The sequence below is a fragment of the Dyella sp. GSA-30 genome (genome assembly GCF_027924605.1).
GTDB lineage: Bacteria > Pseudomonadota > Gammaproteobacteria > Xanthomonadales > Rhodanobacteraceae > GSA-30.
In genome coordinates this window covers 4,292,918-4,307,111 of record NZ_AP027042.1, presented here as the reverse complement: position 1 = coordinate 4,307,111, position 14,194 = coordinate 4,292,918, and the positions used below count along the sequence as shown (strand labels likewise).

Annotated in this window: 14 protein-coding genes; 7 read left to right on the top strand and 7 right to left on the bottom strand. The window is 56.5% G+C overall.

The features are described from left to right. The first annotated feature begins 43 nt into the window (after nucleotides 1–43). Together QMG46_RS18075 and QMG46_RS18070 are read left to right on the top strand one after the other, a co-directional pair. Nucleotides 44–211 (top strand): LysR family transcriptional regulator, encoded by a 168-nt coding sequence (locus QMG46_RS18075; RefSeq protein ID WP_281849248.1) that lies wholly within the window; start codon nucleotides 44–46, stop codon nucleotides 209–211. Between the two features lie 17 nt (nucleotides 212–228). Beyond that, the gene (locus QMG46_RS18070) at nucleotides 229–939 is read left to right on the top strand and encodes a LysR family substrate-binding domain-containing protein (protein ID WP_281849247.1); all 711 of its coding nucleotides are present in this window, start codon (nucleotides 229–231) and stop codon (nucleotides 937–939) included. A gap of 294 nt (nucleotides 940–1,233) precedes the next feature. On the opposite strand, the gene QMG46_RS18065 is transcribed toward QMG46_RS18070, so the two are convergent. After that, nucleotides 1,234–1,437: a hypothetical protein gene (locus tag QMG46_RS18065; RefSeq protein ID WP_281849246.1), complete on the bottom strand. Its 204-nt coding sequence runs from the start codon at nucleotides 1,435–1,437 to the stop codon at nucleotides 1,234–1,236. Between QMG46_RS18065 and QMG46_RS18060 the strand changes: the two genes are divergently transcribed. Both QMG46_RS18060 and QMG46_RS18055 read left to right on the top strand, forming a co-directional pair. After that, nucleotides 1,421–2,791, top strand: a complete 1,371-nt coding sequence (locus QMG46_RS18060; protein WP_281849245.1) for a YadA-like family protein — start codon at nucleotides 1,421–1,423, stop codon at nucleotides 2,789–2,791. The genes QMG46_RS18065 and QMG46_RS18060 overlap by 17 nt on opposite strands. Before the next feature lie 109 nt (nucleotides 2,792–2,900). Then, on the top strand, nucleotides 2,901–3,401 hold the full coding sequence (locus QMG46_RS18055) for an SMI1/KNR4 family protein (protein WP_281849244.1): 501 nt from the start codon (nucleotides 2,901–2,903) through the stop codon (nucleotides 3,399–3,401). A 30-nt stretch (nucleotides 3,402–3,431) separates the two neighbouring features. On the opposite strand, the gene QMG46_RS18050 is transcribed toward QMG46_RS18055, so the two are convergent. Then, nucleotides 3,432–4,355, bottom strand: a complete 924-nt coding sequence (locus tag QMG46_RS18050; protein ID WP_281849243.1) for a LysR family transcriptional regulator — start codon at nucleotides 4,353–4,355, stop codon at nucleotides 3,432–3,434. A gap of 125 nt (nucleotides 4,356–4,480) precedes the next feature. Here QMG46_RS18050 and QMG46_RS18045 point away from each other — a divergent pair, with 125 nt between their 5' ends. Then, nucleotides 4,481–5,182, top strand: a complete 702-nt coding sequence (locus QMG46_RS18045) for an SDR family NAD(P)-dependent oxidoreductase (protein ID WP_345781774.1) — start codon at nucleotides 4,481–4,483, stop codon at nucleotides 5,180–5,182. 41 nt (nucleotides 5,183–5,223) lie between these two features. On the opposite strand, the gene QMG46_RS18040 is transcribed toward QMG46_RS18045, so the two are convergent. Next, entirely contained in the window at nucleotides 5,224–6,408 is a 1,185-nt protein-coding gene (locus QMG46_RS18040; RefSeq protein ID WP_281849242.1) for a T6SS phospholipase effector Tle1-like catalytic domain-containing protein, read from the bottom strand. A gap of 386 nt (nucleotides 6,409–6,794) precedes the next feature. Between QMG46_RS18040 and QMG46_RS18035 the strand changes: the two genes are divergently transcribed. Further along, the gene (locus QMG46_RS18035; RefSeq protein ID WP_281849241.1) at nucleotides 6,795–7,421 is read left to right on the top strand and encodes a DUF2278 family protein; all 627 of its coding nucleotides are present in this window, start codon (nucleotides 6,795–6,797) and stop codon (nucleotides 7,419–7,421) included. 166 nt (nucleotides 7,422–7,587) lie between these two features. After that, nucleotides 7,588–8,085, top strand: coding sequence for a gluconokinase (locus QMG46_RS18030; RefSeq protein ID WP_281849240.1), 498 nt, complete (start codon nucleotides 7,588–7,590; stop codon nucleotides 8,083–8,085). A 72-nt stretch (nucleotides 8,086–8,157) separates the two neighbouring features. Here QMG46_RS18030 and QMG46_RS18025 read toward each other — a convergent pair whose 3' ends face one another. The 4 genes from QMG46_RS18025 to QMG46_RS18010 form a co-directional block, all read right to left on the bottom strand. After that, nucleotides 8,158–9,771 carry a hypothetical protein gene (locus QMG46_RS18025; protein ID WP_281849239.1) on the bottom strand — a complete coding sequence of 538 codons (1,614 nt, stop codon included), beginning with the start codon at nucleotides 9,769–9,771 and terminating at the stop codon, nucleotides 8,158–8,160. Nucleotides 9,772–10,022: 251 nt separating this feature from the next. Beyond that, nucleotides 10,023–12,011 carry a GMC family oxidoreductase gene (locus tag QMG46_RS18020; protein WP_281849238.1) on the bottom strand — a complete coding sequence of 663 codons (1,989 nt, stop codon included), beginning with the start codon at nucleotides 12,009–12,011 and terminating at the stop codon, nucleotides 10,023–10,025. Between the two features lie 11 nt (nucleotides 12,012–12,022). Further along, on the bottom strand, nucleotides 12,023–12,517 hold the full coding sequence (locus QMG46_RS18015) for a hypothetical protein (RefSeq protein WP_281849237.1): 495 nt from the start codon (nucleotides 12,515–12,517) through the stop codon (nucleotides 12,023–12,025). An 18-nt stretch (nucleotides 12,518–12,535) separates the two neighbouring features. Continuing rightward, complete coding sequence (locus tag QMG46_RS18010; protein WP_281849236.1) at nucleotides 12,536–13,891, bottom strand: hypothetical protein; 1,356 nt, start codon at nucleotides 13,889–13,891, stop codon at nucleotides 12,536–12,538. Nucleotides 13,892–14,194 lie beyond the last annotated feature (303 nt).

Below are 14,194 nucleotides of genomic sequence, written 5' to 3'. Positions count from 1 at the left end.
AGGGCATCCTAGACGGCAGGATCATGTCGTACCAATATATCTTTTGAAGCTTATTAATACTTATGAGGTCTTGATCGTGGAGTTTCGCCAATTGCAGCTTTTCGTCGCGGTGGCCGAGGAGTTGCACTTCGGTCGAGCCGCTACTCGGGTGCGCATGGCGCAGCCGCCTTTCAGCCAGCAGATCCGCAAGCTGGAAACGTCGAGCTGTTGATACGTACGAGCCGACGCGTGACGCTGACGCCGGCGGGTGTGCAGCTGTTGGAACAGGCGAGGACATTGTTTGCCAAACGCGCCGAAGCGATTGCCTCGGTGCGGCACGTCGCCAAAGGGGAAGCCGGGCTGCTGCGCGTTGGTTTCGGTGCCTCATCGGCGTTCGGAGTGCTTCCGGACATCATTCGACGGTTCCGTATCAAACACCCGCAGGTAGTGTTGCGGCTGGATGATCGCGAATCGCTCGATATCGGCGCTGCGCTAAGTCATGGGGATCTGGATATCGCTATCCTTCGCGCACCGTTTCAGTACGAGGGCATCGAAACGGAGCCGCTGTTCCAGGAGCGCTTTGTTCTCGCATTGCCGGAGGAACATCCGCTGGCTCGAAAGAAGCGTATCGCCATGACCGCCCTGGCCAACGAATCGTTTATTCTGTTTCCCAGGCCGGTAGCGCAGGGCCTGCATGACACCATCACAAGCATCTGCATCCAGGCTGGCTTCTCGCCGCGCATCGTGCACGAAGCGAGTTCATGGCCTTCGGTGATCAGCCTGGTGAAAGCGGGCCTGGGCATTACTATCGCGCCGAACTCAGCGAAATCGGTCTTGCCCGATGGCGTGGTGTTCAAGGCATTGCCCGAGACGGCGGCACGCGCTGAGTTGGTGCTTGCCTATCCGCGCAGGGCGCTGTCGCCGGCTGCGTTGCATTTTCGCGACGTGGCGTGCGCCTGAGCCATTTGATTTGAAAATAAGAATGGTTCTCTTATTTACTTTCTTCTGCCTGCGTCATGGCGATAGTGGGTTTCGAAATAGTACGAAATCTAGAGAGGGTCTGAGTTTTAGGACTATTTTTATAGTTCAGAGGTTGGGCAGTTCATAGCATGTCCGTGTACCCCGGTAATGCATTGGATGCTTAAGGTTTGGCCGCGCTGGGAAGCGACGGGATGCTCGACCTAACCTTGGGACTCTCGACATGAATTGTGCTCACGCTTTTCAGACCACGATATCTCTACGCTCCGCATCGTCCTATGGTTTCAGAAAGACCAGGGCCATCGTGGGGCTGTCCGCTTCCATCGCGTTGGCTCTTGGATTGAGCAGTGCCAATGCGTTTGCGTCTACCGAAAATATCGTCGGCACGGCCTGCGTGGCGACGACGGGCGCCGCCGGGTCGTTAGATGCAACAGGCACGTGCATCGCCAATAGCACTAATGCGATGAATACCGCCGACACGGCGTCCACCGGCACCGCCGCGACGTTGGATGACGCCTATATCAAGATCCGTGGCGCAACGGCTGCAACTGCAAGCGGCACAAACAGCATGGCGATGGGTAACGCCGCGCAAGCCAATGGCAGCAATGCCATCGCGTTGGGTGCTGCCGCCAATGCCAAAGGGCAGGACACGATTGCCATGGGCAGCGGTGCCTCGGCGCAGATCACGAATGCTGTGGCCATCGGTCGCTATGCCGCGAGCACGGGTGGTAATGCTGTCGCAGTCGGTCATATGGCAAAGGCGTACGGCACCAACAGCACCGCAGTTGGTGAAGGAGCTAATGCGTTCGGCATTCAAAGTACGGCACTCGGTATGCTTGCCAGTGCGACTGGCCTGGGTAGTAACGCACTCGGGACCAAAGCCAATGCCAGTGGCTACGCTGGCGTAGCTATTGGCGCTGTGGCGGTGGCGTCAGGCGCTAATTCAGTGGCTTTAGGTCTACGGGCTGCCGCGCCAAACGACAACTCGGTTGCCCTTGGCTCGAGCTCCGTGACGGACAGGGATAACAGCGTTTCTGTAGGCGCGGCCGGCGCGGAACGTCAAATCACCAACGTCGCAGACGGCACGCAAGATACCGATGCGATCAACCTGCGTCAGTTGAAGTCAGCCGGATTGGTGGGTAGTGACGGCAGCGTGCTGGATGCGGTGTCCTATGCCATAGGTTCCAATCGGAGCCTCATTGCACTTAGCGGTGCTATGGGGACGCGGATTACCAACGTCATGGCGGGCTCAATCGCTCCCGGCAGCATGGATGCCGTCAACGGTGGGGAGCTGTGGGACGTGCAGGATCAGGTCAATCGCCTGGGCGACCGTTTGACGACTGTCGAGGCGGGTGGGCAGGTAGCTCCCATTGGCCCTGTGACGGGCGCCCCCGTCACGGACAATGGTGACCAAGTCATTGGCCATGTGGGCGACGGCGTAGCGGTCAGCGATGCGGCGACGGTGGGTCAGGTAACTCAACAGACACAGCAAGCGATCGAGACCGCCAAGACCTATACCGACACCCAGGTGGGTGCAGTGAATCAACGTCTGGATCAGTTCCAGACTTCGGTTGACCGTCGTTTTCAGCAGCAGGATCGACGCATCAGCCGAGTGGGTTCGATGAGCATGGCTCAGTCTCAGATGGCCGCCAATATGGCTGGTTTGTCGGGACAGAACAGGGTCGGTGTGGGCGTGGGTAACCAGAGCGGTCAGGCCGCGCTCGCGGTCGGTTTCCAACGTGCGCTCTCCAATAACCGAGCCAGTATCTCCGTCGGTGCATCGGCATCGGGTTCGGAAACCAGTGTGGGTATGGGTGGTGGTGTCAGCTGGTAAAAATAAGCAAATCAAGCGATGCGATTTGAAGGGTGGGCTTTGGCTTACCCTCTTTTTTTGCATGCAGCAGCCCACTACTATCTTTCTGTCCCATGGAACGCTGAGTCAAATGGACAATGAACTGATATCGAGACTCGATCAGTGTCTCGTGACCCTCCGGCCTGACTACCATGCAGGCCTGCGACCAGGGGTATCAGAGGCGGATCTCGCGGCTTTTGAATCGCAGTTTTCTCTTAAGCTCCCCATGATGTTTCGCCAGCTTTATCAGTGGAGGGACGGCCAAGATTTGCAATCGTTCGAGGCACTGCAGTTCAATCGCATGTGGATGACGTTGGCCGATATCGCCGAGGTCAAGGACATGATGGACGGCATGATCGGCTACGACTTTGAGGACCCGCGATACTGGCGCCGCGGATGGGTCCCGTTTCTTGGCAACGGCGGCGGCAGTTACCTGTGCCTGGACCTGGCGGCGGAGGATGGCGGTCAGCCTGGGCAGATCCTGGAGTTTTGGAAAGCGGACGAGGATCGGCCGATAGTATGGGCCGATATGCAGGCGTGGCTGGGCGATCTTGTCCGCTCCATGGAAGGCGGAACGCTTGAGATTTATTAGAAGAGCCTGCTTTGCGTAACAGTGCTTCGATCAAAGCGGTATCCGACTGCGGCAAGCAGTCAGTACCAGCTGTCGAAGCCAGCGATGGGCGGGATCGCCATCCAGACGTGGGTGCCACATCTGGGATACGGTAATTCCTGGAGTTTTTACCGGCAGCTCGAAAGCATGCATTGCATAAGCATTGCCTTCACGATGCGATTGATCCGCGACGAAAGATGCAGGCACAAGTCCGACCAGATCGGAGGCTTGTGCCACAGTCAGTACGGCCTGAAAGCTCGGCACAACAGCGATGATGCTACGTTCCAGGCCCAGGGAGGCCAGTGCTTCATCGACCGGCCCGGCGGTGCGCCCTTTGCGTGAAGCGACGACGTGGCCGAAAGCGACATACTGCTTGGGTGTAACGATTTTCTTTTTGGCAAGGGGATGTCCTTTTCTGACAATCCCCATGAAGCGGTCGCGAAACAACGCCTGCACGCGTACTTCCGGGCCCATGTCGGCGACTACGCCGATTTCAAGATCAACCAGGCCTTCGCGCAGGTATGTCGAGGTCTTCTCGGCCTTTGGGGCAAAGCGCAGGCGCACCCACGGTGCTTCCTTGGTTGTCTCGGCGATAAGCAAGGCTCCAAAGGCCTCGACGAAGCCATCGTTCGCACGGATCGTGAATTCCCGCTGCAACGTCGCGATATCAAGTTCGGTCTCCGACGGGCGAAGCACGGTGCGTGCATCTTGAACCACGGTCCGTGTGCGTTCCCGAAGCTCCTCGGCACGCGGCGTCAGCACCATATGCCTGCCTGCTCGAACCAATAGAGCATCGTTGGTTGCGGTGCGCAGCCGGGTGAGCGTTCGGCTCATGGCCGAGGCACTCAATCCCAGGCGTCGGGCGGCACCCGCCACGCTTCCCTCGGCAAGCAGTGCGTCGAGTGCAATGAGCAGGTTCAAGTCGGGCTCGGCCATGGCCCATTCTATCGCCGCCAGGGCGAGATAAGGCGTTTAGTGCATGTAATAAGTTCCATCCGTGCGCCTTCCGCCATATCCCATTCGTCGATAGGGTGGCCAGGTCTTACTTTCAGGATCAGATCGTGGAAAATCCAACAGCTCAGAAAACCGTCCTCCTTATCGGCGCCTCCCGTGGCCTTGGATTCGCGATGGCCGAGGAATATCTGCAACGCGGCTGGCGGGTGATCGCCACCGGGCGAGCCAGCTCGACAGGCAAACTTCGCCAGATCGCGGCCTCCTCTGATGGCGCACTCGAAGTCGAAGAGGTCGACATTATGTTTCCAGAGCAAATCGCTGCTTTGCGAGCCCGTCTTTCGGATCGAAAACTCGATGTCCTTTTTGTAAACGCCGGCGTCAAAAATGAGGACGGCGAAACCATAGGAGGCGTCTCGACCGAGGAATTTGTCCGCGTCATGGTGACCAATTCATTGAGTCCGATGCGCGTGATCGAGGCATGTCAGGATCTGGTGAATCCCACCGGAACCATCGGCGTGATGTCGTCAGGGCAGGGTAGTCTTGCCAATAACACCAACGGCAATTACGAGGTCTATCGGAGCAGCAAGGCCGCACTCAACATGTTTATGCGTAGTTTTGCGGCAAAGCACAATGGCAGCCGGACCTTGCTGCTTATGGCGCCTGGCTGGGTGCGGACGGACATGGGTAGCTCGAAGGCCCGTTTAAGTATCCAAGAAAGCATTCCCAACGTGCTTAACACCATGGAGTCGTATCAGGGGCGCGGCGGACTCCATTACCTGGATTATCTTGGCCGAGTCGTCCCCTGGTAATCGGCCCGGAGTGACGTGTAGGAAGTATTTCGAGGCGCACTTCAGGCAGTGGCTATGTCGGTCGCAGGTAGATCAATAACGGTCGACGGATCGCCAGCTGCGACCGTATGCAAGATGTCGTTGCAGTCGACACCATGTTTGGCAGACCACTGGAGCAGATTCTTCGGCCGATAAGAAGGCACTTTGCGCCAGCGTTCGAAGACGGACGCATCGATGGTTTCGTTGATCGTGGTCGTGATCTGTCCATCCTTGTGAGCAGGTGCTGCATCGATTGATCGATAGAAGGGACGAAAGAGTCGGAGCAATCGATAGATGCCGAAGGCCATTTCGGCGAACGAGTTGTGGATGGGAGACTTGATGTCCTCGTCGTCGCAGAGTGCGTCGCTTCTAAACATCAGCCCATGCTTTTGAGCCTTCTGCATAAGCCAGTTCAAGGGAATCTGCGCCAGCATGCCGTTCTCGTAGCCGCCGCCGACGTCGGCATGTGCGCCAACAAACCAGCGCTGTTCCACCTGATCCAACGGCCGGACTGCCGGCGTATCGTTGGGGCCGGCATCCTTGTCGACGGTTTTTGTCCAAAGTGTCGGTGCAAAGGCTTTTCGATGTTCATCGATCGCCATGGCATGGAATGCGCGGGTATTGTTTATGCGCAGATCCGTTTCCAGAAAGCCGAAGTTGGAACGACTGATGCCGGGAATATTGCCAAATGGCACGCCAAGTGCGCCGACGGTGTCCCAGACGCCCTGAAACCAGATCGGGACAGCCATGGAATACTTTTTGACGAGCCGGTCCTCCTGGCTGAGCTCCGTATCGGCCAGGTTGGCGAGCTTTCTTATGGTAGGCACGGTATTGCCGCGCTTGTAGCGTGCGTACAACTGCGGAATGGAAACAGGGGAGCCGGGCTTCAATAGCCCGCATTTGGAGATCAGGCCGGAAAGGCTGCGCGCCGTAAACGCGCCGCGGCTGAAGCCGAAGAGGAAGATCTGATCGCCCTCGTTGTAGTTTTCCATCAGCCACATATAGCCGCGGATCACTTCGGCATCGAGTCCCCAGCCGAACATGCCGCCGATGAGTCTTTGGCCGAGTTGCGTGCCGACACCAGCGCTGTAGTAAGAGATTTGTCCGGCATCGGTACAGCACAGCGATTTCATACGCCAGACATTGGTGTTGCTTTTTACCGTATTCCAGGTGCCATCCAAGAACAGCGCAATGCGCTTCTTTGACATATAGGATTCCCCATGAATACCTCGCTGGTTAAGCCTGTAAAAAAAAGGCAGCAGGTCGGCGAGGCGCCGGGTAAGGTCGCAATATGCACCTCGCGTGTCAATAAGATTTTATGAGCATCCGTGGTGGTTCTGTTAATTTTAATTATTTCAATGATCTGCAAATCCTGGTTAAGTCGTTTTGGTGTGGTTACCTAACTTAGGATTTAGACCGTTGGTTTTGGCGTGACTGGCCAATTTTGTCAAATGCACCCGGTAAAGCTGAGCATCTGCCGGTTATGATTCGAATTCGGACTGCGTCCGATGTCGACCCGGACGGACCTCTTCGGAAAAGGGAAAATCGCACAAATACGTGCTGATGGTTAACAAGCCAGGTTAGGGAGGTGTCTATGTTGCCGAGCTATGGGGTTGTAATCGGGACCTATCAGAATTACACGAAGAATCAGGGGCAATGGCTACACGTCGATCTGAACATCAACGCAGCGGGTACCGTGTATGAGGCTGCGGTCGACGTTAACGAGCCGAACGGATTGTTCCAGTACCAGGTGTTCAACAAGCTCGATAGTTCGCTCTTTACGACCATATCGAGTCTGCCGGATGGCTATCATCAACTCGCTCCAACTCCGACGTCCGGCGCGATCGACTATGCGCGAAGCCTGATCCTTCAGAGACCGCTTGGCTGTCTGTCGCTGCTCTGGGGGATCTTCGATGCGATTTTCCGCACCAATATCCAGACCTGGACGAACGTGACCGGGGACGAAGCGGGAAATGCGCTGGTGAACATGGTGACCAACTCGACCAAGCTGTATGCCTTCGGTGCACCGTATACAACCGGCAATGGCGTGCACGATGTACATTGCAACCAAGGTGACCCACCGGGACCTTTCCAGCATCTCGATGGAATCTGGCAAGACGGTGCGGTGTTCGCGCTGCTCAGAGATGGCACACTTTCCGCGTACCTGGGCAAGTTCTCTACCCAGTCGTTGAAGACGGACAACAATGGCCTGCCCATTTGAGCATTGATTGGCCGCATCGCTGTGTTTCAACATTGTCTTGAAAGGACCCGTTTCTCTCATGAATGAGGGAGACGGGGATCTGATCAGTACCAACATATGGAACAATCGAAGGGTTGCATAGGCGGACTATTCGCGTGACCCTGCAACAATGAAGATGCCAGACAATATGCGCGCCCTTGTCATCATGGGAGTCGCCGGCTGCGGCAAGTCCACTGTGGCCGCCGCCATATGCGAGCAGACAGGCGCAATGCTCATCGAGGGTGACGCGTTTCATCCTGAGGAGAATGTTCTCAAGATGCGAGCCGGTATTCCGCTGAACGATGGCGACCGTCAGGGTTGGCTTGAGCGTTTGGGAGAGGAGTTGGCACGGGCCGTTGTAACCGGGATGCCCGCTGTGCTGACCTGTTCTGCGCTCAAGCGCCGCTATCGCGATGTGTTGCGTGCAGCGGTGCCTGGTTTGGGCTTCGTCTTCCTGCAGCTATCGCAGGAAGTTGCTGCTGAGCGTGTGGCTCATCGTCCTGGTCACTTTATGCCCTCTAGCCTGGTTGATAGTCAGTTTCGTGATCTGGAGCTGCCAATCGGCGAGCCTGACGTGCTGACGGTATGTGCTACGAATGTGCTGAGCTCTATTGTCGAGGAAGTCATAGCCTTTCTGGACCTTTGAAATCCGGTTGCGGTGCAATCATCGCAACCGGATCTCTGAAGGCTATGTTCGATCGAGACGCCTCGGTGAATGTTATTGCAGGAAGTAGTGACCGCTGACACTGATGGCGGTGAAGTTGCCAAAATCGGCATTGCTGAGCTGCGCAATCGTTCCGGATGAAAATTTATTCAGCTGTATGGATGTGCTGCCTGCCAGTGCTCGCGCGACGACCTGATTCACGCCAGAAGCAAGCTGGTCTGCATGAACAGAAAAAGCGGGTATCAAATTGGTTGTTGACGAGGTTGCGACAGGAAGGCCGTCGATTGTTGCTACGCCGGTTGCCGTACCTTTGCTGGTTAGCGATACATAGATCTCGAAATAGACAACATTTCCGTGCAGCGCATAACGGCCAATCCGGTTACTGTAGGCAATGCCGGCGGATGACCCGTTAAAGCTGACCGATGGCGTAAAAGGCAGCGGTGCCTGCGTCATGTCGCGAATATCAAACGACCCTTGAAGTCGGTCGACATTGTTGGTCGATGTGTAGACGTTCTTGCCTAGTGTGACGCCAGCGGGCCAGAAGATATCGTTGGTCGTTGACGTGCCAAAACGACATCCTTTTACTTCACCAATGACGGTTGTCATCAATGTACTGTTGACATAGATGCTGTAGTCAAGATTGGCGTGCGAGGGCGATGCTCCGAAGAACGTGCACGTGTCAAACGTCAAGCCGAAGACATTTGGACAATCGATGAATACGTGAGCTTTTACCAGGCCGTTCGTGCCGCCAGGCGAAATACCATAGGTGTTTTCTTCCATATAGCAGCCGCTAAAAATCCACGCTTGGATGCCTCCGCCAGTCCCGGTGACACGCACCCCGTTGGCGAGATTGTGCTCAATGGTGGTGTTGTAAAACGTCCAATTCACAACGGGAAATGTCGAGAACGAGCTGTTAACGAATATACCGTGCTGCCCGCATGCGGCGAACCTGCACATATTGAAAGTCTGCGCTCCAACGTTGTCAGTCGCGTCGACGTTCATGCCGTTTATGAGCGAAGTCGACACATGCACACGCTCGTACAGGTTCCAGATGGATCCGCCCGAGATGAAGATGCCATATCTCATCTCAAAGATGTACAGATCTTTGAAGGTAAGAAAGGAGCACGCCTGGTTTGCTTGTACGCTTTGAATGGCGATGCCATCACAGGCGTTCCAGGTGTCTGGATTTCTGTTGAGGATGGCCATTCCTTCGACAGTTATATCGGTGATGCTATTGTTTGTATTCGTTATGAGAACAACCGGACTGTTGTTCACGTTGTAAACGGAGGTCGCCCATTCACCTTCTCCAACTATATGAATGAATGGACTGTCGATTTCGAACTGTCCAAGATACTTGCCCGAACCGAGAGCAAGTACGCCTCCGCCAAGGGATGCGAGATAACTGATCGCCGCCGTAAAATATGGGGTGTTGTCAGTGCCTGTATCCGTGGCCGGATCATAGTCGGCCACCGCTCCGAACTGTTCTGGTCGCACTTTTTGGCGTAGTTCGTCTTGCGCAGTACGTAACACGGCCCCCGGCGCATCCTGCAAGAATCCGACCAAGGCTGCCCCGCCGCCTGCAGCCAATTCTGCGTGCATTACTGCAGTGTCCGTGGGGTTGGGTAATGTTGAGTTGTGAGCTGCGTCTATCTTTACGTCGCTGGACATCTTGCGCTCCTTGTATTGCTTGTGATTTTCCGATCGCTGACGCTTGGGTAAAGCAATCAGGCCGTAGTTATCATCCAGAGATGCGATCTCAGGGAGCGAGAATGGCTTTGTTGCACGCCTTACGCGGAGTACGGGACGCAGATGACATCTGCGCCCCGGTGGTGGAAGTCACGAACTGAAGCGGATCTGTCGTGACTGGGGCGAGCCTAGGAGAAAAAACCGGACATGCAGTGGGTCACTGGCTACGCCTTCTACCCGTGAGGTTGATTAAGATCCGCCAAGATGTTGTCCGCCGCCTGAAACGCAAGCGCGGCGATGGTCAAGGTAGGATTACCCGTGGCAACCGTCGGGAACACGCCGCTGCCAACCATATACAGGTTGCTGTGGTCCCAGGATTGCTGCCGTGCGTTGAGTACGGAGTCCGCTTTTTTATCGCCCATGCGGTACGTCCCTACGATATGGCCCGCACCATAGAAGGTGAAGTTGTTTCCCTTGTACTGAAAGTTGGTGGCGGTCACTTTGCCCGCAGTTCCATATAACACCGGAGCAGGTGGCACGGTGGTGTACTCCGTGGCACCGATGGTCTTGAAGATCTCCGTCGAGACGGCTTTGGCGGAGACAAATGCATCGCGCTCGTAGTCGCTACGTATGCGATAGGTGACCTGGGGGCGGGGCAGGCCTAGATGATCCTTTTCGGTCGACGAGAGCTGCACCCGGTTGTCGGGGTCTGGAAGTTGCTCGATGAGGTATCCCAGGCGAACCTGCCGGATGTAAACGGCGTTGAGGGTGTTGACCAATTGCTCGCCGAAGAGTTGGCTGTTGGCGGGCAGAGCCGGGTTGAAGCGCAGCGGCTGGCCTTGTTGATTGACGGAATTGCCATTGAGCTGGCTACTGTTCTGGCCGAAGACAAAGTCCGCGAGCGTGGTGTACGGATCGTTCGCCGCCCATTGCCAGCCCTCATTGCCTATTTCGATGCGGTAGGCGGATCGGTTCTTGCGAAACGCGCCATCGCGCAACGATTCGAAACCCGATGTCGCCAAGGGGCCGCGATACGCGTAGACAGGATCCTTGGCCAGCCCCCAGGCCAGGTACATGACGTGGTCCATCAAGTTACGGCCGACCTGGCCGCTGGAGTTGGCGACGCCTTGCGGGAAATGCTTGTTCTTGTTCGACATCAACAAGAGCCTGGGTGTTTCGATGGCGTGCGCCGCGAGCAGGTACTTCGTGCCTACCGCCGTTCCGGTTCCCGTTTGCGGGCCTAGATGGTCGTCGTAGGTGATGTAGTCGATGCCGATGATTTCTCCTGTCGTTTCATCGACACGGATATTGTTGGCAACCGTGCGATAGCGAATGTCGACGTTACCCGTTTGCAGCGCATTGTTGAGGGTGACGGTCGCGTCGTACTTGGCCTGAATCGGGCAGATGGGAATGCAATTGGTGTTGCCGGCGCATTGACGCCGGTCCCCGGGCAACGAGTTGCGCCCTTGCGGCGTCGGTGTGGTGTAAACGGGGTTGCCGTCGACGGTCAGCGTGGTGATCTGGCCGAACACCGCGTCTACCTGCGACTCCACGATGGGAGGCATGGGGTAGTTGTAGCTCGGGCCATAGGTGCCGGAGGGCTCGACGCCAAATTGTGCGTAGAGCTTATCCAGGGCGATCTTGTCGCCTGCCACGCCGATTTCGTTGGTCGCTTTTTCGTAGTACGGAACCAGCGTCTGGTAGAACGTCTTGCCGCCAGGCCAATCAACACCCTGGCCGTACCGTGTCTTGAGTTCAAAGTCGCTGGGGAACAACCGCAAGCTGGTGCCGAGCCAATGCCACGTAGTGCCGCCGCCGATGCGTTCGTACGAACTGGCAAAGGCGAACAACGCTTCCGGGCTGTCTCCCTGGAGACCAAGCGGCTGGGGCGGATAGATGAAGTAACACTGGTCCGGCTTACGCCAGGCGCGCACCTGCAGCACGGTGTAGCGTGGCACGTTCTCCAGTGCCGGGTTGGGCAGGCCCAACGGGTTGTTCGGTGTGGACTCCTTGGGGTCTTGGGTGGTCGGCGGATACGGCGACTCCGGCGTCTTGGCGTTGGCCTTGAAAAACGTGCTCATGTAGCCGCTGCGGTCGACCGGCACGGCCTGGCCGGCTTCCAGGATCAACACCTTCTTGCCTTGCTTGCCCAACTGATAAGCGACGATCGCGCCGGAGATGCCTGAGCCGACGATCACCAGGTCGTAGGATTGCGTAGTCATGTGCGGTCTCCTCAATTACCCGTGTAGTCGCTAAGCGGAACAGGCGGCTTGGCCCAATATCCGTAGCGGTAATTGGAATCGCCCATGGGATGGGACTGCATGACCTGCCACACGAGACTCGAGGTATAGGCATTCTCGGAAATCAGGTCGCTTACGGTGCTGGCGGGCTCTGTCGCCGTTGCGGAAATAAGCGTGGGCCACGCGCCTGAGTACCACATGAAAATCAACTTGCGACAGGCCAGCACAAACGCTTCGCCATTGGCAGAATCCAGCATGGCCTCGCCAATTTGCTGGGATGTGAGTCCCTTGGCCTGAAGCGCCGAATACTTTTGAAAGATCTGGCCAACCAGCAGCGGGTTACTGCTTTCCTGCGCGATCTTCTGCGTGAAGAAAGGCAAGTACTCCGATTTGATGTCAACCGGGTCCAGCTCGGGTGCAAGCACGCTCTGATTGAAGCCTGTCAGCACAGCGCTAAGACCGATGAAATTATCCATATCATTGCTCATGGCTTGTCTCCTTGAGAGCTACTGCGCGCGTTGAAGCAGATAGGTGAAGTCCGAGAAGTTGCCCGTCGTTGTCGTGGCATTGTTGTGGCACGCCATGCAGCTGCTGGAGGTCTGCTTGACGTGGCCCTGGATATAGGTTTCCAGAGTGGTATTGGCCAGGAACGATGGTGCGGGGACACCGGTAGGGTCCACTTTGCTCTTTGCGTTGGTCGGCCACTGCGTGCTGACCAGCTCATAATTCAGCCAGACCGAATCCGGAACGACGGCGGCCAGGGCCTGATGATAGGACGCGTTGAGTTGCTGCGCCTCCGGGGTGATGGCAATCACGCGCTCCACCTGCGTGGGCTTTGTATACGCAGTGCCCGGATTCCAGGGGCGCGGCGGCGGTTCATTGACCTTGCAGCCTTTGCAGTGCGCATCAAAGAAGTTGTAAGCAGGCAGTGCAGGTTTCTGGCCCTGGGTTGGCACGTTGTCCACGTGCTCGAACGTGGACCATACCCATTGGGGCTCGCCCGCTGTCTTGTGCGCGATGTGAAAGCCTACCAGGCCGACCTGCGTGAGCACGCAAGAGGGCTTGACTCCGGGTTCTTCCGCGGGGTTGTCATAGACCAGTGCGTATGTGGTGTAGAACTTCGCGGGGTCGTACTTCCCGCCCATCTTGACCCATGCCGTCTTGATCATGATGGAGCCAAGTTGCTGGGTCGATGTATTGCTGGCGGGGAAGTTGGCGTCCGCGTTGAACGCCTTTTGTCCATCCTTGGAGTAGATCTTGTTGGTGAGGATGTAGTTGAACATCGCCTCGTTGGTCATGATGGCAAAGCGCGTGTACTGGCCGTTCTGGTCGATCAAAGGACCGGTCTTGAACGGCTCGCCGCTTTCGTCGAGCACATTGGCGGTCTTTCCCACCTGTGTCAGGTGCATCGTTCCCGGCGGGAGATGCTTGGCGTCGATGTTCTTGCAGACATCGGGAAGAGGGCTGTCTTCGCCCCACGGCGCAGGTGTGGCGCCGCCGGGAAGGAAAATGGTGCGGCTCTCTCGATAACTCTCCCACACCACCGGGTTATTGGTAGCTTGCCCGATCGTGAGGTTCGTATTGGGCGTGCCATCTGGATTGGCGGGCCAATTGAGCGCGATAAACGACTGCCAGGAAAAAACGTCGAAGTCCTGTTGCAAAGAGGCCAGCGTCGGGTTCGACCCGGTGACCGTAATTTCCAGCGGAACTTGTGGGGTCAAAACCGGCAAAGGCGGCGGTGCTGTGGTACGCGTATCGGCTGCATTGAGTATTTGAATTAGCGAAAACAGCGATATGCCGATAATTACCGGGAAAACACCGTATTTACGTCGGCCCGGAGAGAAGAGTTGTTTGATTTTCATCGCTATCGTCCTTGCCCAAGAGTGGTTTTGCAAAACCGTGGGACGTCCCTGCACAACAAGGGACGCCACCACTCGTAGCGTTAGCCAATGTCAGGGCGAAGCGTGCGACGTATTTACGGGCCAAAGAAAGGCAACCGTGGTTACCGAACGCCACTATGTGGCGAAGCCATAGATATCACTGCACGTTTTCCCCCATTCCAACACGCAATGCTATTGCGCTATGCGCGAGTAAAGGCTGCAGTCTGTCAATAGAGTGTGAAATAATCAAGTCGTCGCGTATCGTGGCTTTCTTGAGAGGCAGTG